The 22,093-nt window shown below is 49.9% G+C and carries 23 protein-coding genes, 1 tRNA gene, 1 pseudogene and 1 other annotated feature; of the genes and pseudogenes, 16 read left to right on the top strand and 9 right to left on the bottom strand.

The genetic code is table 11. From position 1 onward, the window contains the following. Nucleotides 1-212: 212 nt before the first annotated feature. Nucleotides 213-1,565, top strand: coding sequence for an efflux RND transporter periplasmic adaptor subunit (locus tag H6F90_RS22515; RefSeq protein ID WP_190554384.1), 1,353 nt, complete (start codon nucleotides 213-215; stop codon nucleotides 1,563-1,565). A gap of 20 nt (nucleotides 1,566-1,585) precedes the next feature. Here H6F90_RS22515 and H6F90_RS22510 read toward each other — a convergent pair whose 3' ends face one another. Both H6F90_RS22510 and H6F90_RS22505 read right to left on the bottom strand, forming a co-directional pair. Next, entirely contained in the window at nucleotides 1,586-2,575 is a 990-nt protein-coding gene (locus H6F90_RS22510; protein WP_190554383.1) for an AEC family transporter, read from the bottom strand. 149 nt (nucleotides 2,576-2,724) lie between these two features. Then, entirely contained in the window at nucleotides 2,725-3,987 is a 1,263-nt protein-coding gene (locus tag H6F90_RS22505; RefSeq protein ID WP_190554382.1) for an HhoA/HhoB/HtrA family serine endopeptidase, read from the bottom strand. A gap of 368 nt (nucleotides 3,988-4,355) precedes the next feature. Between H6F90_RS22505 and H6F90_RS22500 the strand changes: the two genes are divergently transcribed. Continuing rightward, the gene (locus tag H6F90_RS22500) at nucleotides 4,356-5,120 is read left to right on the top strand and encodes an alternative oxidase (protein WP_190554381.1); all 765 of its coding nucleotides are present in this window, start codon (nucleotides 4,356-4,358) and stop codon (nucleotides 5,118-5,120) included. A 1-nt stretch (nucleotide 5,121) separates the two neighbouring features. Here H6F90_RS22500 and dusA read toward each other — a convergent pair whose 3' ends face one another. Beyond that, nucleotides 5,122-6,105 (bottom strand): tRNA dihydrouridine(20/20a) synthase DusA, encoded by a 984-nt coding sequence (dusA, locus tag H6F90_RS22495; protein WP_242024596.1) that lies wholly within the window; start codon nucleotides 6,103-6,105, stop codon nucleotides 5,122-5,124. On the opposite strand from dusA, the gene H6F90_RS22490 reads away from it, so the two are divergent. Beyond that, complete coding sequence (locus tag H6F90_RS22490) at nucleotides 6,104-6,325, top strand: hypothetical protein (protein ID WP_190554441.1); 222 nt, start codon at nucleotides 6,104-6,106, stop codon at nucleotides 6,323-6,325. The two genes, dusA and H6F90_RS22490, sit on opposite strands and share 2 nt — an antisense overlap. Nucleotides 6,326-6,421: 96 nt before the next feature. Here H6F90_RS22490 and H6F90_RS22485 read toward each other — a convergent pair whose 3' ends face one another. After that, a complete protein-coding gene (locus tag H6F90_RS22485; protein WP_190554379.1) occupies nucleotides 6,422-6,904 on the bottom strand; it encodes a hypothetical protein in 483 nt (160 codons plus the stop codon). A 388-nt stretch (nucleotides 6,905-7,292) separates the two neighbouring features. Between H6F90_RS22485 and H6F90_RS31625 the strand changes: the two are divergent. Continuing rightward, a pseudogene (locus tag H6F90_RS31625) lies at nucleotides 7,293-7,386 on the top strand (S-layer homology domain-containing protein); the annotation flags it as partial. 286 nt (nucleotides 7,387-7,672) lie between these two features. Here the strand turns inward: H6F90_RS31625 and map are convergent. Together map and H6F90_RS22470 are read right to left on the bottom strand one after the other, a co-directional pair. Further along, nucleotides 7,673-8,614 carry a type I methionyl aminopeptidase gene (map, locus tag H6F90_RS22475; RefSeq protein ID WP_370588072.1) on the bottom strand — a complete coding sequence of 314 codons (942 nt, stop codon included), beginning with the start codon at nucleotides 8,612-8,614 and terminating at the stop codon, nucleotides 7,673-7,675. Beyond that, a complete protein-coding gene (locus H6F90_RS22470; protein WP_190554378.1) occupies nucleotides 8,589-11,423 on the bottom strand; it encodes a pitrilysin family protein in 2,835 nt (944 codons plus the stop codon). Before H6F90_RS22470 ends, map begins: the two co-directional genes overlap by 26 nt. 417 nt (nucleotides 11,424-11,840) lie before the next feature. Here H6F90_RS22470 and H6F90_RS22465 point away from each other — a divergent pair, with 417 nt between their 5' ends. The 11 genes from H6F90_RS22465 to rplL all read left to right on the top strand — a co-directional run bounded on the left by H6F90_RS22465 (nucleotide 11,841) and on the right by rplL (nucleotide 18,892). Further along, the gene (locus H6F90_RS22465) at nucleotides 11,841-12,911 is read left to right on the top strand and encodes a metal ABC transporter substrate-binding protein (RefSeq protein ID WP_190554377.1); all 1,071 of its coding nucleotides are present in this window, start codon (nucleotides 11,841-11,843) and stop codon (nucleotides 12,909-12,911) included. A 21-nt stretch (nucleotides 12,912-12,932) separates the two neighbouring features. Further along, nucleotides 12,933-13,769 (top strand): metal ABC transporter ATP-binding protein, encoded by an 837-nt coding sequence (locus tag H6F90_RS22460; RefSeq protein ID WP_190431215.1) that lies wholly within the window; start codon nucleotides 12,933-12,935, stop codon nucleotides 13,767-13,769. 27 nt (nucleotides 13,770-13,796) lie between these two features. Continuing rightward, nucleotides 13,797-14,654: a metal ABC transporter permease gene (locus tag H6F90_RS22455; protein WP_190431214.1), complete on the top strand. Its 858-nt coding sequence runs from the start codon at nucleotides 13,797-13,799 to the stop codon at nucleotides 14,652-14,654. Nucleotides 14,655-14,737: 83 nt separating this feature from the next. After that, complete coding sequence (gene rplS, locus H6F90_RS22450; RefSeq protein WP_190431213.1) at nucleotides 14,738-15,100, top strand: 50S ribosomal protein L19; 363 nt, start codon at nucleotides 14,738-14,740, stop codon at nucleotides 15,098-15,100. Between the two features lie 92 nt (nucleotides 15,101-15,192). Beyond that, nucleotides 15,193-15,265, top strand: a tRNA-Trp gene (locus H6F90_RS22445). Nucleotides 15,266-15,500: 235 nt separating this feature from the next. Further along, a complete protein-coding gene (secE, locus tag H6F90_RS22440; protein ID WP_190431212.1) occupies nucleotides 15,501-15,722 on the top strand; it encodes a preprotein translocase subunit SecE in 222 nt (73 codons plus the stop codon). Between the two features lie 50 nt (nucleotides 15,723-15,772). After that, nucleotides 15,773-16,366, top strand: a complete 594-nt coding sequence (nusG, locus tag H6F90_RS22435; RefSeq protein ID WP_242016747.1) for a transcription termination/antitermination protein NusG — start codon at nucleotides 15,773-15,775, stop codon at nucleotides 16,364-16,366. Nucleotides 16,367-16,373: 7 nt separating this feature from the next. Continuing rightward, entirely contained in the window at nucleotides 16,374-16,799 is a 426-nt protein-coding gene (gene rplK / locus H6F90_RS22430) for a 50S ribosomal protein L11 (protein WP_190431210.1), read from the top strand. A gap of 68 nt (nucleotides 16,800-16,867) precedes the next feature. Further along, nucleotides 16,868-17,584, top strand: coding sequence for a 50S ribosomal protein L1 (gene rplA, locus H6F90_RS22425; protein ID WP_190431209.1), 717 nt, complete (start codon nucleotides 16,868-16,870; stop codon nucleotides 17,582-17,584). Between the two features lie 64 nt (nucleotides 17,585-17,648). Next, nucleotides 17,649-17,801: a sequence feature (ribosomal protein L10 leader region), on the top strand. Nucleotides 17,802-17,870: 69 nt separating this feature from the next. Continuing rightward, nucleotides 17,871-18,407, top strand: coding sequence for a 50S ribosomal protein L10 (gene rplJ, locus H6F90_RS22420; RefSeq protein ID WP_190554376.1), 537 nt, complete (start codon nucleotides 17,871-17,873; stop codon nucleotides 18,405-18,407). Nucleotides 18,408-18,502: 95 nt separating this feature from the next. Then, a complete protein-coding gene (rplL, locus tag H6F90_RS22415; RefSeq protein WP_190431207.1) occupies nucleotides 18,503-18,892 on the top strand; it encodes a 50S ribosomal protein L7/L12 in 390 nt (129 codons plus the stop codon). Nucleotides 18,893-19,021: 129 nt separating this feature from the next. On the opposite strand, the gene H6F90_RS22410 is transcribed toward rplL, so the two are convergent. Both H6F90_RS22410 and H6F90_RS22405 read right to left on the bottom strand, forming a co-directional pair. Next, nucleotides 19,022-19,561: a GIY-YIG nuclease family protein gene (locus tag H6F90_RS22410; RefSeq protein WP_190554375.1), complete on the bottom strand. Its 540-nt coding sequence runs from the start codon at nucleotides 19,559-19,561 to the stop codon at nucleotides 19,022-19,024. A gap of 21 nt (nucleotides 19,562-19,582) precedes the next feature. Then, on the bottom strand, nucleotides 19,583-19,906 hold the full coding sequence (locus H6F90_RS22405; RefSeq protein ID WP_190554374.1) for a hypothetical protein: 324 nt from the start codon (nucleotides 19,904-19,906) through the stop codon (nucleotides 19,583-19,585). 430 nt (nucleotides 19,907-20,336) lie between these two features. On the opposite strand from H6F90_RS22405, the gene H6F90_RS30850 reads away from it, so the two are divergent. After that, on the top strand, nucleotides 20,337-21,329 hold the full coding sequence (locus tag H6F90_RS30850; protein WP_242024593.1) for a YsnF/AvaK domain-containing protein: 993 nt from the start codon (nucleotides 20,337-20,339) through the stop codon (nucleotides 21,327-21,329). Between the two features lie 88 nt (nucleotides 21,330-21,417). Here the strand turns inward: H6F90_RS30850 and H6F90_RS22395 are convergent, their stop codons facing one another. Beyond that, nucleotides 21,418-22,005 carry a rhomboid family intramembrane serine protease gene (locus H6F90_RS22395; protein ID WP_190431204.1) on the bottom strand — a complete coding sequence of 196 codons (588 nt, stop codon included), beginning with the start codon at nucleotides 22,003-22,005 and terminating at the stop codon, nucleotides 21,418-21,420. Nucleotides 22,006-22,093: the final 88 nt, after the last annotated feature.

Raw genomic sequence — 22,093 nt, 5'->3', positions numbered from 1 at the left:
ACAGGGCGATCGCTAGCCTGAGCCTGCGGCTTTACTCCCTTTAGTAGGATGAAGTAAGGCCCCATCAATGCCAGGCTAAGATATGTCACACTTTGTAATATTGCGCCCTGGCGTATTGGGATATTGCACCTTTTGATTTCGTGCCTTCTCTATGCTGGGCGCGACCTTGTCTTTGTGGTTATTTCGAGCGGCTACTTCCTAGGAGCATTTCCATGCAACTGCCCATAATTGGCAAAGTTGAGAAACCGACCCCCTGGATCTTGGGGCTAATTGTGGCTGGAGTACTGGGTGTGTCCGGAACTGCATTCCTCGTGAACCGAGCCGCAGCCCCTCGAGAAGATATTTCCGAGTTGACTGTGCCTGTACAAGCTGAAAATTTGCGGGTTCGCATTACTGCTAACGGCACGCTAGTCCCCATCCAAAGCGTCAATCTCAGCCCCAAAGCAGCCGGGATTGTCAAAGAGCTTTATGTCGAGCAAGGCGATCGCGTGGAAGCAAATGAGGTGGTTGCCCGAATGGATAGCAGCACCTTTCAAGCAGAGCTAACTCAGGCTCAGGCAAATTTATCTCAAGCTCAAGCTAATCTAGCCAAGGCTCGCGTTGGCAATACGACTGCTGCGATTGGTCAGGTACAAGCCAGCGTGGCCCAAGCCGAAGCCCAAGTGCGTGAAGCTGAAGCTCGACTAGCTCTGGCTAGCGATCGCGTCCGCCGCAACGAAAGTTTAGCCGCAGAGGGAGCCATTTCTCGCGATCGCCTGGACGAAGTGATTAGTGAAGCCGACCGAGCTAGAGCCAGTGTCGAACAAGCCCAAGCAGGCGTGCGAGAAGCGAGAAGACGTCTAGAAGATTTGCAAAACGGCTCACGTCCAGAAGATATTGCCGTGGCCGAGGCGCGAGTCCGGGAAGCAGAAGGCCGAGTCCAAGCGGTGCAAACTCAGATCGACGATACGGCTGTGCGTGCCCCTTTCGCCGGAATCATTACACAGAAGTACGCCACAGCAGGAGCGTTTGTCACCCCTACTACCTCCGCTTCGACTAACTCCTCCGCCACCTCTACCTCCGTCGTCGCTCTCGCCAGTGGCCTAGAAGTGCTCGCTGAAGTGCCCGAAGTAGATATTAACCAAGTGTCAGAAGGTCAGGGTGTGGAGATTGTGGCCGATGCCTTTCCTGATCAAGTGTTTCAGGGCAAAGTCCGCTTGATTGCCCCTGCGGCGGTTAAGGAGCAAAACGTGACTTCTTTCCAGGTCCGGGTCGCTTTGGTGACGGGGAAAGACAAGCTGCGATCGGGCATGAATGTTGATCTCACCTTTTTAGGCAAACAGTTGGATCAAGCATTGGTCGTTCCGACAGTCGCGATCGTGACTCAGGAAGGCCAAACTGGGGTCTTAGTGACCGATGCCAAGAATCAGCCCATCTTTAAGCCTGTCACCATTGGCCCTACGATTGGCAACCAAACTCAGGTTTTGCAAGGGTTAGAAACAGGTGAAAAAGTGTTTGTCGAGTTACCAGAAAACAAGAAGCTAGAAGACTTCACCAAAACTAAAGGCGACCAGAAAAATAATTAATAAGAAATAACTAACGAGTGCTAGCTAAACCAGGTCAGCCAGAGTGGTAGCACTAACAACAACCCGATAAAGCTGAGAGCAATACTACCTGTGAGCAACTCGCGATCGAGATTATAAACCTCCGCCAAAATCAGCACTGACAACCCTGTGGGTGTACCCGACATCAGCACCAAAACCAATCGAGGCACCCCTGTTACACCAAAGCATGTTGCCCCTAGTCCCACCAAGCCAGGCACAATCAAAACTTTTAGTAGGGTAGGCAAGATAGCACGTTGGAGACTGCGCCAGCCTTTAATAGAACCGAGACGTAACCCGACGAGTAACAAAGCACTAGCCATCACGACCCAAACCGCTTGATCCAGGCCAGTCGCGATCGCCTCAGGCAGCACAATTGAACGGGTGCTAAATCCTAAGAAAAAAGCCCAAGTGCTCGGAACGGTTACTACATCCCGCAGCTGAATCCACCAATGATTCTTAGTCGCGCTGTGGCCAAAGTAGCTTGCAATAAACACAGCAATGCCATAGTTGCCCGCTACGTTGCTAGTGACGCTAAATAGGACTGCCCAGCCTAAATCGTCAATACCAAACAGCACTTGAGCCAGAGCCAAGCCGACAAAACCCGTATTCCCCAACATCGCCGCCAAAATAAAACTACCGAGCGTCGCTCTGGGAGATACAGTGGCACTGCTAGAGGTTGAGGTAACTGGACTCGGAAGTGAGTCAGCAGTAATTTCTATAGACCTAGATTGCCTTTGTGCAATCCACCAAAAAATTAAGGATAACCCCAAGCTCAGCAACAACACCCCAACTGCTACCGCTGGAATGAAGCCGACGCGATCGGACCACTCAGTTTGCCGTCCGAGCACCAGTAACTGTAAAGGCACCCCCACCCAATACAAGGCTTGCCCCAACAACTGAGGAAATCGCTCAGGCACGAACCGGAGGAGCAATAGCCCTAACCCTGGCCAAATAAGCAACGGAGTGTAAGCACGGAACAGGGTATCCAGCATAAAAAGGACTCGGTAGGGCTATTGAACCGTAGTTGGTTACCAGACTGACCTCTCCCAAAACCCCTCGCCGCTCCAGAGAGGAACTTTGAATTTCTCTCCCCTTGTCAGCCAGGGAAGGGGTTGGGGCTTAGGTTTCAAGGTCATTTTATTTAGGAACGAGGCGCATCTTGCAAATCTCCTGGTCGGATGGATAGTTGCTGAGTTTGTTCACCTCGCTGTAATTGCAACTGTAAAGGCTGATTGACCCGACTTTTTTCGACCGATCGCTGCAATTGCTCAGCAGTTTTGACCGATTGACCATCCACAGCAGTAATGACATCACCCCGACGCAAACCTGCTGCTGCCGCTGGGCTATTGGGCATTACCTGCATCACCAAAACGCCATTCACTTCTGGAACCGTAAAAGGAGAGTTGGGGTTGCTGTTAGATTCTTGCGCCAGTGCTGGGGTAAGGGTGAGCAAGCGCACTCCAATATAGGGATGGGGTACCTTGCCGCCGCGAATCAACACATCTTTGATCGCTTTGGCTTTATCGATGGGAATGGCAAAACCAATGCCTTGAGCATCGGCGCGGATGGCGGTGTTAATTCCAATCACTTCACCGCGATCGCTTAGCAACGGTCCGCCAGAGTTTCCGGGGTTAATGGCTGTATCCGTTTGGATAAAGTCGAGGCGTTTGTCTGGAATGCCAACTTGGGCGCTGGAGCGGTTGAGGGTGCTGATGATGCCCAAGGTGACGGTGTTATCCAGCCCTAAGGGGTTGCCGACGGCGATCGCCCAATCTCCCACCTGCACATCGCTAGAGTTACCCAACGGAGCCACAGGCAGATTTTGACCGTTGATTTTCACCACTGCTAAGTCAGAGGGTTCATCAATGCCGCGCACTTCTCCCTTAAAGGTACGGCCATCTTTGAGGGTCACGCTCACCGTATCTGCTCCACTCACCACATGGGCATTGGTCAAGAGAATGCCATTGCGATCGATGATGAAGCCAGAACCTTGACCGCGTTGGTGGTATTCCTGTGGGGCGCGTGAGTAGCCATCGCCAAAGAAGGGGCTAAAGAAAGGATCATCAAAATAGGGGTCTGCTGGACGAGTGGTAATTGTGCGATCGGTGTCGATCCGTACTACTGCTGGCCCAACTTGATTCACAGCAGCAGCCACGAAATTACGGCTGGTTTCCTGGCTAGGCGCGATATTGGGGACGACATCGGGGGCGATCGCAGGAGCAGGAGCTTCCACGGTAGCAGGGCTGATCTGCGTGGCTTGATTGATCAGCGCTGAAACCTTGGGAAGCCAAGCTGAGGGAAAAGTCCACAGCACAGCCAAAGTCAAAGCAACGCTCAACACAATCACCAGGGCGTAGCTACTAATTTGACGAAGCGGAAAAAAGCGTTGCTCCGAGGACGACATCACAATTCCTCCAGATTCTTCGATCGCTTATTAGAACTGCAAAAACAAAATCAAGATATGACAAAACACTCGGTGTGACCATGACACCCCTAACGCAGCAAACGCTGTTACAACCCCAACGTTAATTATGCTCTGGTAGCAGCATAATTTTTACCTATTTTGGGGCTAGGGATGATGACGGCAACGGCCAAGCATCTACCCTCGTATTCTAATTTTTCCACCCGTAAAACTTGAATATTTCACGGCCTATCGGCGCTCTGTATCCGGAAATACCAAAACTATTGCATGACAGCCTGAGTTCCTTCCTAATATTGATGCGAGTTACGGTTCCATCAGTTTCATAGAAGAAGCTGTAGAAATTTCGCTTTATGATTCGCCTGCTGGTCAACTTGCTGGTCGCTGTGTTGAATACCTTCTATAGAGAGGACGATGGCCCTGATTTGTCAGTACAGGTCTACCGTCGCTTTTTCGTACTGGAAACAGTGGCGCGGGTGCCCTATTTTGCTTATCTGTCGGTGCTGCATTTGTACGAAACGATGGGCTGGTGGCGCAAATCGGATTGGCTGAAAATTCACTTCGCTGAAGCTTGGAATGAGTTGCACCATCTCTTGATTGCGGAAGCACTGGGAGGCGATCGCTTTTGGCTCGATCGATTGCTAGCGCGAGCAGGGGCGTTTGTCTACTACTGGATTCTGGTGCCTGTCTATATGATTTCACCACGAACCGCTTATCACTTTATGCAGTTGGTGGAAGAACATGCCTACCAGACTTACGACACCTTTCTACAAAAACATGAGGCGGCTCTCAAGGCCGAGCCCGCACCTGAAGTTGCCACCAAGTACTACTTGGAAGGTGATATGTACCTGTTTGATGAGTTTCAAATGTCGCTGGGTTTGGAGCAGCGCCGTCCCCAAATTGAGACGCTCTATGATGTGTTTGTGGCAGTGCGAGATGATGAGCTAGAGCATGTCAAAACCATGATTGCTTGCCGGCAAACCGACGCTCAAGCAACCTTCCAAAGCCCGCACAGTGCTGAGAAGCTTGCTTTACCAGAAGCTACGCAGGTGGCGATCGCAGAAACGACACAGCAGCTCGTGAAAGACTCCCCGGCTGAACCTGTCGAGATTGGGTAGATCAATCGCTACCTGAATGGCTGACCTCTGCAAGCATCCTAGCGGTTGCGCCTTTGGATACCAGCGCTAAAGCTTCACGGACGACTTCAGAGCCAGCACCTGTGAGACAAGAATTTTCTGTGAGATGTCGTTTCCAAATTCGGCTTCCTGGTTGCCCCGCAAACAGTTGCAGCATGTGACGGGTAATTTTGTGGAGTTTCAGACCTTGAGCCGTCCAGGAATCAATGTAGGGCAACATCGCTTCAGCGACTTCCTGAGGAGTGGGAGGGGTGGTTTCCTCACCGTAGATGAGGCGATCGCTCTGGGCAAACAGATAAGGCTGATCGTAAGCGGCACGGCCAATCATTACTGCATCTACCGATCGCAACTGCTCTTGGACCTGCGCCAAGTTGGTGAAGCCGCCGTTGATCTCAATGAATAGGTAAGGAAATTCTCGCTTCAGTCGATGCACGTCTGCGTAGCGGAGGGGGGGAATATCTCGGTTTTCTTTGGGACTGAGTCCTTGCAACCAAGCTTTGCGAGCATGGACGGTGAAGCGCTCACAACCTGCGGCAGCAACCGTTTGGACGAACTCCACCATATCTTCGTAGCGATCGCGCTCATCAATGCCGATGCGGTGCTTGACGGAGACTGGAATGCTGGATGCCTGCATCATGGCAGCGACACAATCGGCCACTCGTTCCGGTTGGGCCATCAGGCAAGCACCAAAGTTACCATTCTGGACGCGATCGCTAGGGCAACCGACGTTGAGGTTGATTTCGTCGTAACCTAGGTCGGCGGCAATTTGGGCACAGATGGCGAGATCTTTGGGGTTATCTCCGCCCACTTGCAACGCTAAGGGTTTTTCTGCCGGAGAAAACGCTAGTAATCGTTCGCGATCGCCGTGCAAAATGGCAGAACTCGTCACCATTTCGGTGTACAGCAGGGTTCGCTGGGTGATTTGCCGCATGAAATAGCGGAAGTGGCGATCGGTGCGATCCATCATGGGGGCCACGCTGAGGGGGTTGCCGATGGGGGCGCGATCGCGGGGGGATGAGTTGGTTACGGGTGCTGTGCTGAAAGCGGTCATTGGTTTGAGGGATATTGCCCCTAGTTTTTCATCTCTGCTGAAGAGCCGAACCCTTGGGGGCACTTGCCCCCAAACCCCCGCTGAAGGACGGCTGCGTCCTCCAGACCTCCTCCAGAAAGGTAAGGCTTTGTTCTAGTTTCTGAATCCAGTCTCCCCTAATACTGAAGAAACCTACTCAAAGTCCCCCAGTATTGGGGATTTAGGGGGAAGATAGGGAGGTTTAGCGAGTTGTTTAAGCTGTAGCAACGGCTTTGTCTGCTTCGCGGGCTCCTACGGCTAATACTAAGCATAGGGCGGCGATCGCGGTTTGCCATTCTTGGCGAACGCTGGTGTCTTCTACATCATCAAATAAGCTGACTAACCGTGGGATGGAGCGTTCCATTGCGGGACGGGGCACGGGTTGGTGCAGTTCGACTAAGCGGGTTAAGCTCTCTTGGTTGTTGAGGAAGTTGACAACCCAGCGAGTGGCATGGTCAGGGCTATCTGGCACCCGCTTCACATCTAGCTCTGTTTTCAACCAGATATAGAACGGGGGCAGGTTCTCTGCTAAGACTTGACCTGCAGTGGGTAAGGTTTGCCGTAGTAGCTCAACATTCAGGCTAGCTAGCTTTTGTTGAACTGCGGGGTTTGCCAACAACTCGGACAAGTTGCAGGCTAGCAAAGCTTCAACATCAGTAGTAGCAAGCTTGAGGTGCTGGGCAAAAGTATTTAACATGATCAATTCTGACAGGAACTAAAGTACGACTGACTCATGGAACTGCTGAGGCGCAAAGACGGCCTCGCGGCATCTACGTATCTTCAGCACTTAAGCACAAAGCACAACGGAAAAGGCCAGTATAAATGCGGGACTAGGGCCAGTGGTTTCCGACCACGACAAGATGATGGGAACTCTCGGCCTCCAATCAAATTCTGATCAGATAAGGTGGAATTAGTGGCAAGGAGCAGCAGCGATGTCTAGAGTTGCGTTTGTTGGTCAGGCAATCAAGTCTTCTTTGGGAATGGCGATCGCCTTTGGAGTAACAGCGATCGCCTCCTTGCCCAGCCAAACTCTGGCTCAAACTGCGCCTAAAAATACTCCTAGCAGCAATCCACAACCTCAATCTGGCTGCATTTCTGGATATCCGGATGGCACCTTTCGCGGCGATCGCCCGGTGACTCGTTACGAATTTGCGGCTGGCTTAAATGCTTGTCTGAATAATATCGAGCAGCAGATTCCGACAAACCGCGCTAACTTAGCGACCAAGGCCGACTTTAGAGCATTGATTGAACGGCAGCGGGAGCTAAATGCTCAGGTCAAAGATTTATCGAGTCGCGTTGATGGTATTTCTACCAAGACCATGACTCGGCCTCGTCAACCACTGAGACACGGCCCCAAGCTATAGACTCATCAGGTTATAGAGCCATAAAAGAGCGATCGCCCTCCAGAACCCTAGTGGCAAGCGATCGCTTTTCTATTGGTTCGTCTAAAGATTCGTCTGAAGTTTTAGACTTTGGTGCGATCGGTGAGGATTTCGTAGCCGTCTTCGGTCACCAAAACGGTGTGCTCAAACTGAGCCGAAAGGGCGTTATCTACCGTCACCACCGTCCAACGGTCTTGCAAAGTGCGGGTAACTTTGGAGCCAGCATTCAGAATCGGTTCGATCGCCAGGGTCATGCCTGCTCGCAGCTTTACGTTGGGCATTTGGCGAGTGCGGAAATTAAATACAGAAGGCTCTTCGTGCAGGTTACGACCTACGCCATGTCCGGTGTAGTCTTCTACGATCACAAAACCATTCGCCTCAACGTGGTCTTGCACCGCACCCGCCAAGTCCAGCAGGTATTTGCCCGCTTTGACCTGCTCAATGCCCTTGTAAAGGGCTTCTTCAGCCACTCGGATTAACTTAGCTGCGTCCGGGGTCACTTCTCCCACACCAATGGTGATGCAAGAGTCGCCATGAAAGCCTTGGAAGTAAGCTCCGGTGTCAATCTTGACCACATCTCCAGTGCGAATCACCTTTTTGGCGTTGGGAATTCCATGCACCACTTCGTTGTTGATGCTGGAGCAAATGGAGGCAGGGAAGCCATGATAGCCCTTAAAGCTGGGTGTAGCTCCCATTTCGCGAATCCGCTTTTCTGCATGAGCATCCAAGTCAGCAGTTGTCATCCCCGGTTGAATAATTTGGGAGATTTCTTTCAACACGGTCGCGACAATTTTGGCTGACTCCCGCATAATCTCAATTTCGCGCGGAGACTTAATCTCGATTCCCCGACGTTGCTTAACACGGGGTGGCTGAGACGCTTGAGGAATCAAATTGCTGAGGATGTTCATGGAGATCGAGGAGTACTGATAGGAGCTGATCTTTAGATCTAAGTTAACCCAATTTGCTCTAGGACAGCAGAGCGATCGCTGCCCTAATTCTTTAGCGGGCGGCTGCGGCTGGTGCACCTGCGGTTAGTACCACTAAGCGATCCGGTTGCAGCAATTCTTGGATGGCTTGGTTTACTTGTTCAATGCTCACGGCTTGAATCTTGTCGCTAAACTGCTGCAACTCTTCCCGCTTGAGACCGTAAACCTCATTCAGCAGAATTTGCTCAGAGAGAATCTCAGGGTCAGCCAGTTCCACCGGATAGCCACTGGCTAAAGATTGCTTCGCGATCGCGACTTCAGATGCACTGACTCCCTGCTCACGCATCTGCTTCAGCAAAGCCAACGTGCTATCGATCGCCTGCTGCGAGTCTTCGGGTGCAGTTTGCATTGAGATCAAGAATGGTCCTGCCGAGGTGCCAGCCTGGAAATAGCTATAAATGCCGTAGGTGAGTCCTTGGCGATCGCGAATTTCTGTTCCGAGTCGGCTAGAAAGCGTACTACCTCCCAAAATCTCATTTAGCACTAAAGCTGCGTAATAGCGGGGATCTTGGCGATCGATCCCTTGGTAGCCCAAGTAAGTGACTGATTGGGTTTTTCCGGGCAAAGGAGCCGCTAAATAAGTCGGTTTTTCGGGAGCAGCTACGGTTGGGAAATTGAGTTTCGGAGCTTGCCCAGCCGCTTGCCAAGTTCCTAGTTGTTGCTTCAGGAGCGATCGCACCTGTGCAGGGTCAAAGTTCCCGACTAAAGCCAAAACGGTTTTGTCCGGTCGATAATGCGTGCGATAAAACTGCACTACATCGTCGCGGGTAATCTGTTTCAGGCTTTCAGGGGTAGGGAAGCTGTGGAAGGGATGATTCGCTGGATAAATTGCCTGCTGAAATTGGCGACGACCCAGGGAGCGGGGATCATCTAATTGCTCTTGTAAGTCGCTCAAAGCTCGCTGCCGACTTAACTTCACCTCATCGGCAGGGAAGGAAGCGTTTTGTACGACATCAGCCAAAGTTTGGACCAGCAAGGGCAGATCGGTTGCTAGGCCATCGCCATCAATCGTCACCCCTTCGCGATTGGTGTCAAAGGCCAAGTCAGCTCCGCGATCTTCTAGAGTTTCAGCCAACGTCAAGGCATCTTTGGTTTTGGTGCCGTTCATCACGTTTTCAGCAGTCAAGTCGGCCAGTCCTGCTTTCTCATTGGAGTCGTACTCGGTGCCAGCGGCAATGTGACCACTCAGCGTAACCGTTGGCGTACTGGTGTCTGGTAGCAAGAGGATGCGTAAGCCATTTTCCAGCGTAATCGCTTCTGGCAAGGCTTGGCTGTTCTGGGAGGTCGTTGTCTCTAGGGGGGGTAGATATCGCCCTAGTTCCGCCGGATCAACGGGTTTGCCCGCACCAAGATTTTCGGTCGTTTGGGTCGTCCCCGCTCCAGTCGCTCCGGCGTCTGCTTGGAGTTGAGTCGGTTCAAAGAAGCCAACGGTACGGCTGGCTGGCTGGAAATAAGTCTTGGCGACACGCTGCACATCCGCTGCACTGACTTGGGCGATCGCGGCCAACAAGCGATCGCTATAACGGTAATCTCCCGCGACGCTTTGGTCATCAGCCAACTGCATCGCCTGACTCGTGACATCACGGTTTTGCAGCAGCCGGGAAGCGCGCAACTGGTTTTTGGCCCGCTGGAGTTCTGCCTCACTCACAGGTTTGTCTCGGAGGTTGGCAAGCGATCGCTGCAAAACTCGATCAATTTGGTTCAGCTTTTTACCAGGAGCTGCGGTCACAGACAAGCTATACCAGCCAGAGCTGAGTAAGTTAGCAGCATAGCCACCCGCTTCACTAGCTAGACCTGACTCCACCAAAGCTTGGTACAGACGAGAGCTACGGCCTCCGGTCAAAATGTAATCCATGACTTGGAGTGCAGGCACATCTGGGTGGCTCAAATTAGGTAATGGATAAACCGCTTGCAGCAGGGATGCACTTCCAGGCTCTCGCAGCATAATCGGTGCTTGAGTAGCGGCAGGTTTTGGCGTAGTTGAGGCGATCGCTGGTGCGGGTTTTGCGGTTCCCAGCTTCTCCTGACTCGGAATTTGCCCAAACGCTGATTTGACGGCTTGCAAGGTGGGTTCTGTGTCAAAATCTCCCACAATTACTAGCGTGGCATTGCTGGGACTGTAGTATTTGCGGTAGTAGTCTCGCACCTGCTCAACTGTAAAGCTCTCCACATCCGCTTTAGTGCCGCCAATCGTCAAACCATAAGCCTCTTGAGGAAATGCAGCTCTCCGCACTGCTCGCTCTAAGCGATAACCTGGTTCATTCTCATAGCCTTGCAACTCCGAAACTACTACCCGCTTTTCACTCCTGAGCTGTTCAGGATTAATCAGCGCATTCTTCATCCGGTCTGCTTCTAGAACTAGCAGCGCTTGTAGCTTGTCTCGCTCTACAGTCCCAAAATAGGCCGTCTGGTCATAGGAGGTAAACGCATTAGACTGACTGCCGAGCGCGCTAAACAAACGCCCAAACTGAATCGGGCGATTGTTAGTTCCTTTGAACATGAGGTGCTCCAGCAGATGGGAAATCCCATTGAGACCAGCTTGTTCATCCCGCGAACCAACCCGATACCACACTTGCACGCTGACAACAGGAGCGGTGTGCAGTTCTTTAGTTAAAACCGTTAAACCGTTATCTAGGACAGTTTTTCTTACCCCTTGAGTCAAGGAAGCAGCAGGCATGACACTAGAAGACGACTTCATATCAGGCTTAGTCTTAGCATTAGGAGTGGCAGAAACGCTGGGAAGTGCCAAGGTAGCGGCAGTTTCACTTGAAATCAATAAAACAGTGGTTAAGCAAAGGGCGAGTAAAGCAGGCCCGGTAGCGCGACGCACAAAAGCTGACAATGACATGAGAAATCACGATGCAATAATTGCACTAATTACGAATCGCCTTAACTGAAAATTCAGCTAGGTAGGGCTGCGTGAGCCTGACATCTACTCTAGTTCACTTCTCCTATACTCAGCCTGAGGCCGTTTAATCAGGCAATTGCGATCGCTTTTCCCCATCGCTGCGCTCTTCCTCGCCGCGCTTTTCCTCATAACTCAAACCAAGGGGAAGTCAGGCCATTGTGACTAACTTGACACAAAAAAATAACATTGCTTGGATCTCTTCACCTAAGGTCTTTCTTTAGAGAGATTTTAGGCAAAACAAAAGCAAATTTATTCTTAAAAAGCGAAAAATTAGCGCTCAGATGCCCCAGCGGGGCATTGCTTGTTTAAGCAAGCTAAAGCTCTAATTCTCTATGCCCCCCGTGAAGGAAAGTCAGGATGAAGCCCTTTGTCGTTCTGCCACTGCTGAGTTTGCTACTGCTAGGCTGCAACCCAACTCAGACTGCCACTTCTCCTAGTTCAGCCCCTGCCAACTCCTCTGCTCAATCTAGCCAGTCGAGCGATCGCCAGTCTCAAGATAAGCCAATTGTGATCACCACGGTGGCTCCTTTGACGAACATCGTCAGCAATATTGCAGGCGATCGCGCTGATGTTAGAGGTATTGTTCCAGAAGGAACCAACTCTCATACCTTTGAACCTCGTCCCTCCGATGGTGAACTGATTAAGCAAGCTGACTTAATTATTGCGAATGGTTTACAGCTAGAAGTCCCTACCTTAGAGTTGGCTGAGGCTGCTAAGCCCAAAGAGACGAAAATCTACGAAGTGGGTACCAACACCATCACACAAGACCAGTGGATCTTTGATGCCAGCTTCCCTAAAGCAGGCGGCAAGCCCAATCCACACCTCTGGGTCAACCCCAAATATGCAGCGGCCTATGCTCAGCAAGCTGCTGATCAACTCACCGCTCTAGACCCCGCTGGAGCTGACTACTACGCCGCCAACCTGAAAAGCTATCTACAACGCTTAGACCAGCTCGACCAAGTCACCCGAAAAGTGGTCGCCAGCATTCCGCCCGAAAATCGCAAACTCTTGACCTATCACGATTCTTGGGCGTACTGGGCCCGTGAATATGGGGTTTACATAATTGGTGCCATTCAACCCTCCGACTTCAACGAACCTTCCGCTCAGGATGTCGCTAAGTTGATCGATCAAATTCGAGCTACCCAAGTCCCTGCTATCTTTGGGTCGGAAGTATTTCCTAGCAAAGTGGAAGAGCAGATTGCCCGCGAAGCCAATGTCAAAACCGACAATACCAGTGATGATGACCTACCTGGTGAAGGCTCGGCCAATGCGATGGAAAATACCAATCCTGAACACACCTACATCGGCATGATGGTCGAAAACCTCCGTATCCTAGCGAAGAACTTAGGCGGTGATCCGAGCCTGGTAGATAGCCTAGAAACGGCCAACATTGTCGGACCAACCGCCACCGCTAAAGCCAAGCCATAAGCAAGCCATAAGGTAGAAAGCATGCAACCTTTGCTGGAAGTAAAACATCTTGCCTGTGGCTATCAAAGCCAAACCATTTTTACAGATGTCAGTTTCACTTTGTACCCAGGCCAGTTTTCAGGATTGGTGGGCCCTTCAGGCAGTGGTAAAAGTACTTTGCTCAAGACGATTGTGGGATTGCTGCGTCCTTGGTCAGGAGAAGTTTGGTATCGGGGACGCCGTTTAAAACCAGGAACTTCTCCCATTAAGGTGGGCTATGTTCCTCAGGTAGAGACAGTAGATTGGGGTTTCCCTGTCACCGCAGAAGAAGTGGTGATGATGGGGCGTTATCGACAACAAAAGATTTGGCCTTGGCCCTCTGCTTGCGATCGCGCCAAGGCCAGAGAACTACTCAGCCGAGTTGGCATTGAGCACGTAGCGCGTCAACCCATCGGTGAACTATCCGGCGGACAGCAGCAACGAGTGTTTCTAGCACGAGCGCTCGTGGGCGATCCCGAAATCGTTTTACTCGATGAGCCAACCAGCAGTTCGGACTTGCATGTGCAACACGAGCTACTACACTTGTTAGCCGAGTTGGGACAACAGGGCTTAGCCATCTTGATTTCTACCCACGACCTCAATTCGGTTGCCACGCACCTGCCTTGGGTGATCTGCTTCAACCACGGCCTGATCTGCCAAGGCCCACCCAAAGACGTTTTCACGCCCGAAAGCTTGGGGAGAACCTTCCGAGGTGAAATGGTGGTATTTCGGCAAAATGATCGGATTTTGGTTGCCAGTGGAGCCACCTCCTTGCTGCACGAAATGCAAGCCAACCTGCCTCCCGCCCTCTACAAATCTCTACCTTCTAAATCTGTCTAATTTCTTGCCCCAACGTCTGGACTGACTATGGAGTTCCTGCTCAAACCTTTTCAATACGAGTTCTTTGGTCGAGCCATGTGGGTCGGGATGATGGCAGGGCTGTTGTGCGGTGTCATGGGAGTCTATATCACCACCCGACGTATGAGTTACATCGCCCACGGTTTATCTCACGCCATTTTGGGAGGTGCTGTAATTACTTATGTTCTAGGCTTTAACTTCTACATTGGCTCCGGAATCTGGGGGTTTGGCACTGCCCTGCTGATTCAATACCTCACGGGCCGCAAAATCTACTCTGATGCCGCGATCGGTATCGTTACCACCGCTAGCTTTGCCTTGGGCGTTGCCGTTATCAGTACCTATCGCAGCTTCACTCAGAGTTTTGAAGCTGCTCTTTTCGGTAATGTACTGGGCATTACGCCTACAGACCTCTGGGTCGTAACAGCCGTGACGGTGCTCTTGCTCAGTCTAGTTTTCATCTTCTACCGACCCCTGCTATTTTGGTGCTTTGACCGGGAAGTAGCAAAGGTGCATGGCGTCCCAGTTTTTGCAATGGATACGCTGTTTGCCCTGATGATGGCAACGTTATTAGTGGCGACTTTACAAGTGTTGGGGGTAACTTTAATCATTTCAGCCGTCGTGATTCCTGCTTCGATCGCTCGCCTTTTAAGCAATCGCTTTGGCACCATGATGCTGCTCTCTGGCGGGTTAGGGGCTGCGATCGCCTTTGTCGGCATCTATATTAGCTACTACTTTGACATTGCTTCTGGAGCCAGCGTCGTCTTGCTCTCTACCCTAGTTTTTAGTCTCGTTCTGGGGTGGACCCGTTACCAACAGCGCCAAAAACGTTATTTACCCTCACCGCTGCATGCGGAAAAATTGCAGTAAGCAAAGCAATTCTAAAAACAAAAAGCTAGACCGAAAGCCCCTCTTCGAGTTACTATTGGAGACTGTGAGTTTTTTGAAAACCTATGAACGCGCAGGAAGTTATCCGCTCAATAGAAGCGGAGCAGTTAAAGACGAATCTCCCTGACATTTATGTGGGCGACACCGTTAAGGTGGGCGTCATCATTCAAGAGGGAGGAAAAGAGCGGACTCAGCCCTATGAAGGTGTAGTCATTGCTAAGCGCAATGGTGGCATCAACGAAACGATTACCGTACGTCGCGTCTTCCAAGGCGTGGGTGTAGAGCGAGTGTTTCTAGTAAACTCTCCTCGCATTGATAGTATCAAGGTGATTCGTCGAGGCAAGGTGCGCCGCGCTAAGCTATACTACTTACGCGGTCGCGTTGGTAAGGCAACTCGCATTAAACAGCGCTTCGATCGCGCCCTCTAAATCAAGCTCAGCCGCCACCGCTCTAAGGTTGACGCAACGCAGCTTTAGAATTACAATGCAAAAGCTGAGCGTTGAGCCTGAGCTCAACTTGGGCGCTCTTAGTTCAGTTGGTAGAACGCAGGTCTCCAAAACCTGATGTCGGGGGTTCGAGTCCTCCAGGGCGCGCTGGATGATTACCATGACGGTTCTACTCGGAAGTAACTCCTTAACGGGTGAACGGGGGCTAAAACCACCTGCTTTCGGGTAGAATTGTTGTTTGGGCGATCCACCGAGCATTGTAATTGAGTTCCTACTTTGGGCGAAGCAACAGTGCATACTTGCTTGCAGATTTCTTGAGCAGGGTTGCCCAACTTTAAGCGGGAAACCGCTCATAGCTGCACTGATAGGGGATTAGGCAATTGTGGCCAAAAAAGACGAAGTAGAAACACAAGAGAAAAGTTCAGGATTTGATGCAGTTGGTTTCTTCAAAGAATCCAAAGAAGAGCTAGATAAGGTTGTTTGGCCAAGTCGTCAACAGCTCGTCAGTGAATCCTTAGCAGTACTGCTGATGGTGACCCTATCTGCAACCCTCATCTACTTGGTGGACAACTTCTTCGACTGGGTCGCAGGAAAGGTGTTTTGATGACTTCTGCATCGGATGAATCATACAATTCCATCGCACCAGAAGCGAACATGGAAACCAATGAAGAGTCATTTGATCCGAATGCTTCTCATTGGTATGCCGTTCAGGTCGCTTCCGGTTGTGAAAAGCGGGTAAAAACCAACCTGGAACAGCGAGTCCAAACGATGGATGTCGCTGAGCGAATTGTCCAGGTCGAAATTCCTCAAACTCCTGCTGTCAAGATTCGGAAAGATGGCAGTCGGCAAAATTCGGAAGAAAAAGTCTTCCCTGGCTATGTGTTAATTCGCATGGTCATGGACGATGAAACTTGGCAGGTTGTCAAGAACACCCCGAATGTGATTAACTTTGTCGGCGCTGAGCAAAAGCGTCGCTATGGACGCGGACGAGGCCACGTGAAGCCCATGCCACTGGGTGCGGCAGAAGTGGAACGTATTTTCAAGCGCGCGCAAGAACAAAAGCCAGTCATCAAGATTGACATGGCAACCGGAGATAAAATTCTGGTGCTCTCAGGTCCTTTCAAAGACTTTGAAGGGGAAGTGATTGAAGTGAGTCCAGAGCGGAGCAAGCTTAAAGCCTTGCTTTCCATCTTTGGGCGAGACACTCCTGTCGAACTGGAGTTTAATCAGGTTCAAAAACAGAGCTAGAAGATAAATGGCAAAAAAAGTAGTTACGGTCATTAAGTTGGCCATTAACGCAGGCAAGGCGAACCCTGCACCCCCGATCGGCCCTGCGCTCGGTCAGCATGGTGTCAACATCATGATGTTCTGTAAGGAATACAATGCTAGAACTGCGGACCAAGCAGGCCTAGTGGTTCCTGTAGAAATCTCTGTTTATGAGGATCGCAGTTTCACCTTCATCCTCAAAACCCCTCCTGCTTCTGTGCTTATTCGCAAAGCCGCAGGTGTAGACCGGGGTTCTGGTCAACCCAATACTAAAAAAGTTGGTTCGATCACCCGCTCTCAATTGAGAGAGATTGCTCAAACGAAGCTGCCCGACTTAAATGCTAACGATGTTGATGCTGCCATGAGAATTGTGGAAGGCACTGCACGTAACATGGGTATTACGGTCGGCGACTAGAAATCGAGTATTAAACAATTAATTACGGGGGAGAAGCAGCGCTTCGTTAAACACCCCAGGAGAAGAAAATGGTAAGAAAGGTATCGCGTCGGCTCCAAGAGCTGAACAAAAAAGTAGAAGAAAGAGCGTATGAGCCGTTAGAAGCGCTCAACCTCTTGAAAGAGACAGCAACTGCGAAGTTTACAGAATCAGCAGAAGCACACATTCGTCTTGGGATTGATCCCAAATACACTGATCAGCAACTGAGAACCACTGTGGCTTTACCCAAAGGCACTGGACAAGCGGTTCGGGTTGCGGTCATTGCCCGTGGTGAAAAGGTAGCTGAAGCCAACAACTCTGGCGCTAATATCGCTGGCTCGGAAGAGTTGATTGACGAGATTCAAAAGGGCATGATGGACTTTGATGTCTTGATTGCAACGCCTGACATGATGCCTCAAGTGGCTAAATTAGGTCGCTTGCTTGGTCCCCGGGGTTTGATGCCTTCTCCTAAAGGTGGTACAGTTACCTTTGATTTAGGCCAGGCCATCGGAGAATTCAAAGCTGGGAAACTGGAATTCAGAGCTGACCGGACGGGAATTGTCCACGTTCTCTTTGGTAAGTCTGACTTTTCAACCGAAGATTTGCTGACTAACTTAAAAGCCCTGCAAGAGACGATTGACCGCAACCGTCCTTCTGGTGCTAAGGGTCGTTACTGGCGATCAGTTTTTGTTTCTGCAACGATGGGACCTTCAATTGAAGTAGACATCAATGCTCTCCGAGACTTGAAGCTGACTGACGTAGCTTAAGGTTAGTCTTGCATCAAAACAAATTCTCCAGAGTGGAGGAGCAACAAGTTTTACCCACAAGTTCCCAATTGAATCAACAAAGCCAGAGACAGCAGGCGCAAATTGCTTAATCTCCTGCCGAGGTTTTAACTCTACTAGTAATTGGTCAGTCTAGTTTTTGAAGACCAACCACTGTAGTGTTTAACCCGGCTCAACGTCCGGGTTTTTTTCTGGCTTACGTTTGTCTTGATGAGGGGACGGGTTAAAGTTTGGCATTCTGCGTTTTTTTAAGGAGGTGATATCAAGTATGGGTAGAACGCTAGAAGATAAGAAGGCCATTGTGGCGGACCTCAAACAACAGTTGAGCGAGGCCCAACTTGCGTTCGTGATCGACTATAAGGGCCTGAGTGTTGCTGAGATTACTGATCTACGGCGACGTTTACGTCCAAAAGGCGCGACATGCACAGTAACTAAGAATACGCTGATGCGGATTGCGGTTGACGGGGATGAAACCTGGCAACCGATGACTGAACTTGCATCTCAGTCTTCTGCCTTCTTGCTAGTGAAGGACGACATTGGCGGTGCCATCAAGGCCTACCAAGATTTTCAAAAAGCCACGAAGAAGACTGAGCTTCGCGGCGGTGTGATGGAAGGTCGTGTCCTCAGTGCTGAGGATGTCAAAGCGATCGGTGACTTACCGTCCAAAGAACAGCTTATTGCTCAGATTGCTGGGGCAATCAATGGTGTCGCCACCAAGCTGGCTGTCGGGATCAACGAAGTTCCTGGCTCTCTGGCTCGTGCCATCAAGGCTGTGTCTGAGAAAGACGACCAACAAGCTGCTTAATGCTTTTTGTTTCTGGATTTTAGATTTTGGATGTTTACCAAGTTCTAACTTTCCTAGCCCAACGGTTTACGCAAAAAATTTCTAGGAGTTAACTCATGTCTGCTACAACTGACCAAATTCTGGAACAACTAAAGTCTCTGACCTTGTTAGAAGCAGCTGACTTGGTGAAGCAAATCGAGGAAGCTTTTGGTGTTAGCGCTGCTGCTCCCGCTGGTGGCATGATGATGATGGCTGGCCCCGGCGCTGCTGCTGCGGAAGAAGTAGAAGAGCAAACCGAGTTCACCGTCAGTCTTGAAGAAGTTCCTGCTGACAAGAAGATTGCGGTTCTGAAAGTGGTCCGCTCTCTGACAGGCTTAGGCTTGAAAGAAGCGAAAGACCTCGTTGAAGCTGCACCTAAGCCCGTTAAAGAAAACGTGGCTAAGGCTGATGCTGAAGATGTGAAGAAGCAACTCGAAGAAGCAGGTGCTAAGGCAAGCATCAAGTAAGCAGTATGACTGCTATTTGAGTTGTCTCAATTAAAAAGGAGCCTAGTTTATTTAGGCTCCTTTTTTTTGGGATTTTCCTGATGAGGGGCGATCGCTACACCTTTAGCTTTCTTGAAAATTCGGATCTAACTATTTGAGATCTAACAAACCTGTTTCTTTTAATTTAGGGTTAAAGCGAATCTGCATTTGCACGCCTCTGGCTTGTAATTCTGCTAAGACTTGTTCTTCGACGCGTCTGGCTACACGCTTAAGTAACTTTACTTGAGTTATTTCGTCAGCTTCACGGTAATCAATCTGTTCTTCCTCGGTCATAGTTAGCTTGGCATCAATTGGCTGATTCCAGAGAGTCTGCTCCTCAGCATTACCAATAGGCGTAGTACCATTTTCTGCAATCCAGGCATCTCGGATGGTTTCTAAAGCGGTACGATTAGGGCGATCGCTCATCTGAACTTTGAACCAGTAACACGATTGCGGGCGACGCACTAAATGTTGCTGAAGACTGAGATAAATATCACGAGAATAACCAATAAACTGTAGAATTTTCGCTTGGTTAAAAATGGCATAGACACCTACTCTGCCTTGATACTGGTCATTCACTTGACCCGCATCATCGATGTAGGCAATATATTCTAGATCGGCGAGAACAGGGATATTAGTTGTGGAAGTCATACTCTGCTCAAAGAGATAGTTTTATCCAAGTTTGTGATAAACCGCACATAAGCGGCTAGGCCGAAAAACTTTAGCGTTAAACATAAAATTAGGAGGCACATTCACAATCACATAGTCCTCAGACCCATGATACTTTTCAAATTCGTGGGGCATTCCTTTAGGAGTTGAAGTGCTATAAGGCACAGGTTGAAATAATAATTTCGTAAATTCTACTTGTTGGCACTGCGACTGTTGCGAAACTTGCTGCAAAAAAGCTTCACTTTGCAATAGGTTAAATAAACTCTCTTGAGCAGCTGGCTCCAGTTCAAAGCTGCCATCGAAATGTTCAAGAACTTTTAGACCCATGATTAACAAAGAATTAATAAACGTTTAACTACAGAATAAGGCTAGCGATCGCCTTTTATCACTCTACAGAATTGAGGCTACTTCAGGGATAAAAAGCCTAAGTTGTAAATTTGCTTGAGGCTATGAAATTCTGATATTGCTATCCTCAAAGGTATCCAAACTCTCAAGATTAAAAATCGTAAAGTTTCTTTATCTATTCCCTTCTCAAATCACTCTGCTGAAAAGTACCTATAGCTGGAGATTTTCTGGCTCGATCAGGTTACATCGAGTGGATTTAGATCTAACTTAAGCCATAAAAATTTATCAAAATCCCCTAAGTCTTACTTGAGGTATAAAGCCCTGCCAAAACCACCGCCTAGGCTGGGAAGGTGGCAGTAAAACAGAGTTTAGGTCTGTTGTTTGCCAACCATAAGAAAACAGGAGGAAAAATATGGCTGATTTAGACAAAAATAAAAACCATGATTTGAATCAAAAAAGCGATACCCATGAGCCCGATGCAAATCGTGACCCGCTCTCTGGTCAACCTGGTGCTCACCCGGTAGGAACTGGCATTGGTGCCGCTGGAATTGGGACAGTAGGTGCAGTTGTGGGCGGTGTGATTGGCGGCCCAGTAGGTGCAGTCATTGGTAGTGCAGTCGGAGCAGTCGCAGGGGGTCTAGTTGGTAAGAGTGCAGCTGAATCCGTTGACCCTACTGTAGAAGATGACTACTGGCGCAACAATTACAACTCTCGGCCTTATGTGGAACCAGGCCACACGTATGACGATTATAAGCCAGCCTACCAGACTGGCTATGAGGGATATGGTCTGCATGCCAACACCGGGAGAAAGTTTGACGAGATTGAGCCAGACTTACGGAACCACTATGAAACCCGTCAGGGTAATGCAGGCCTAGGTTGGGATAAAGCCAAGCATGCTGCTCGTGATGCGTGGGACAAAGTTGAAAGTAAAGTGAAAGGCTCTGACAGTGGCGATCGCGACATTTCGGGCAGCAATCTAACTGACCGGAATCTGTCTGCCCAAAACACTCAGCAAGTGAATCTGTACGAAGAGAGATTGATTGCTGATAAGACCCGCGTCAAAACTGGGGAAGTTAACGTGGGCAAGCGTGTAGAAACCGAAACTACCCGAGTTCAAGTTCCAGTTGAGAAAGAGCGGATCGTTGTAGAACGCACGACTCCCACAAATGCAGGAACTGCTGTTCCCGCTGGAGAAGCTGATTTCCGCGAAGGAGAAGTGGCTCGAGTCGAGATTTACGAAGAGCAAGCTGACATCCATAAGGAAGCAGTGCTGCGGGAAGAAGTCAAGATCCGCAAAGAAGTAGAGCGCGATACCGTGCAGGCGGAAGAGCAAATTCGCCGCGAAGAACTCGATATTGACGACCAAGGTCGTGGAATTATCGATCGCTCTAATCCTCGCATCTAACTCAGCGCCTCGTGAAGGCTGCATTGCAGCCAGGACAGTTTAGCTAATAGTAAAAAGGGTGAGTCTAATCCCTGGCTCACCCTTTTTATTAGATAGGTTTTTTGCGTCGCGCTAGAAGACGAGCTGCTAAGACTCCACCGAGGAAACCAAATAAATGGCCCTCCCACGAAATGCCATTACTCACGGGCAAAACTCCCCAGATCAAGCTGCCGTAGAGAGTGCCCACTAGAAGTGAAAAGGCGATCCCTACCGCACTTCTTTCAAAGTAGCCCCGTAATAATAAAAAGCCAAAGTAGCCAAAAATTAAACCACTAGCCCCAATATGAATTGAGTTAGGGGAGCCAAATAACCACACGCCTAAGCCACTTGCCAGAATTGTAATCAGACTAACGATGAAGAAGTCGCTGACTTCTCGGAGCATCACGAACCATCCCAACACTAGAAAAGGGATGGTATTGGCCATTAAATGCCCTAAGCCGCCATGTAGAAACGGCGCAAATAGGATGCCACGCAGGCCACTAATACTTCGAGGGCGAATGCCAAAGACGTTAAGCGCATTGCCTAAAACAAACGAATCAACAATTTCTAGCAACCAAATACAGATAATAAAGCCGCCCAGAATCAGAGTATGGTTTCTGAGTTCACGGGCGATCGCCTTTCTGTCGTCATTCCTCATTGCTTTGCCTCAGCAGTGTCCCAATTAGGAAATTTGCGCCTTAAACCATCATGGTCTTGTTCTACAGTTCTAGCTTGCTGAGACTAAT

Source organism: Trichocoleus sp. FACHB-591 (assembly GCF_014695845.1).
In the GTDB taxonomy this organism is placed as follows: domain Bacteria; phylum Cyanobacteriota; class Cyanobacteriia; order FACHB-46; family FACHB-46; genus Trichocoleus.
This window is presented reverse-complemented; position numbering and strand designations above follow the sequence as displayed.

What these genes read in the sequence shown, in the direction of transcription:
- H6F90_RS22460 (WP_190431215.1), top strand. Translation starts at nt 12,933, where the DNA reads ATGCAACCTTTGCTGGAAGTAAAACATCTTGCCTGTGGCTATCAAAGC.
- H6F90_RS22505 (WP_190554382.1), bottom strand. Translation starts at nt 3,987, where the DNA reads ATGTCGTCCTCGGAGCAACGCTTTTTTCCGCTTCGTCAAATTAGTAGC.
- H6F90_RS22410 (WP_190554375.1), bottom strand. Translation starts at nt 19,561, where the DNA reads ATGACTTCCACAACTAATATCCCTGTTCTCGCCGATCTAGAATATATT.
- H6F90_RS30850 (WP_242024593.1), top strand. Translation starts at nt 20,337, where the DNA reads ATGGCTGATTTAGACAAAAATAAAAACCATGATTTGAATCAAAAAAGC.
- H6F90_RS22510 (WP_190554383.1), bottom strand. Translation starts at nt 2,575, where the DNA reads ATGCTGGATACCCTGTTCCGTGCTTACACTCCGTTGCTTATTTGGCCA.
- H6F90_RS22470 (WP_190554378.1), bottom strand. Translation starts at nt 11,423, where the DNA reads ATGTCATTGTCAGCTTTTGTGCGTCGCGCTACCGGGCCTGCTTTACTC.
- rplJ (WP_190554376.1), top strand. Translation starts at nt 17,871, where the DNA reads ATGGGTAGAACGCTAGAAGATAAGAAGGCCATTGTGGCGGACCTCAAA.
- H6F90_RS22490 (WP_190554441.1), top strand. Translation starts at nt 6,104, where the DNA reads ATGGGGGCCACGCTGAGGGGGTTGCCGATGGGGGCGCGATCGCGGGGG.
- H6F90_RS22465 (WP_190554377.1), top strand. Translation starts at nt 11,841, where the DNA reads ATGAAGCCCTTTGTCGTTCTGCCACTGCTGAGTTTGCTACTGCTAGGC.
- nusG (WP_242016747.1), top strand. Translation starts at nt 15,773, where the DNA reads ATGGAAACCAATGAAGAGTCATTTGATCCGAATGCTTCTCATTGGTAT.
- rplS (WP_190431213.1), top strand. Translation starts at nt 14,738, where the DNA reads ATGAACGCGCAGGAAGTTATCCGCTCAATAGAAGCGGAGCAGTTAAAG.
- H6F90_RS22405 (WP_190554374.1), bottom strand. Translation starts at nt 19,906, where the DNA reads ATGGGTCTAAAAGTTCTTGAACATTTCGATGGCAGCTTTGAACTGGAG.
- H6F90_RS22485 (WP_190554379.1), bottom strand. Translation starts at nt 6,904, where the DNA reads ATGTTAAATACTTTTGCCCAGCACCTCAAGCTTGCTACTACTGATGTT.
- H6F90_RS22395 (WP_190431204.1), bottom strand. Translation starts at nt 22,005, where the DNA reads ATGAGGAATGACGACAGAAAGGCGATCGCCCGTGAACTCAGAAACCAT.
- H6F90_RS22500 (WP_190554381.1), top strand. Translation starts at nt 4,356, where the DNA reads ATGATTCGCCTGCTGGTCAACTTGCTGGTCGCTGTGTTGAATACCTTC.
- rplK (WP_190431210.1), top strand. Translation starts at nt 16,374, where the DNA reads ATGGCAAAAAAAGTAGTTACGGTCATTAAGTTGGCCATTAACGCAGGC.
- rplL (WP_190431207.1), top strand. Translation starts at nt 18,503, where the DNA reads ATGTCTGCTACAACTGACCAAATTCTGGAACAACTAAAGTCTCTGACC.
- rplA (WP_190431209.1), top strand. Translation starts at nt 16,868, where the DNA reads ATGGTAAGAAAGGTATCGCGTCGGCTCCAAGAGCTGAACAAAAAAGTA.
- H6F90_RS22515 (WP_190554384.1), top strand. Translation starts at nt 213, where the DNA reads ATGCAACTGCCCATAATTGGCAAAGTTGAGAAACCGACCCCCTGGATC.
- dusA (WP_242024596.1), bottom strand. Translation starts at nt 6,105, where the DNA reads ATGATGGATCGCACCGATCGCCACTTCCGCTATTTCATGCGGCAAATC.
- H6F90_RS22455 (WP_190431214.1), top strand. Translation starts at nt 13,797, where the DNA reads ATGGAGTTCCTGCTCAAACCTTTTCAATACGAGTTCTTTGGTCGAGCC.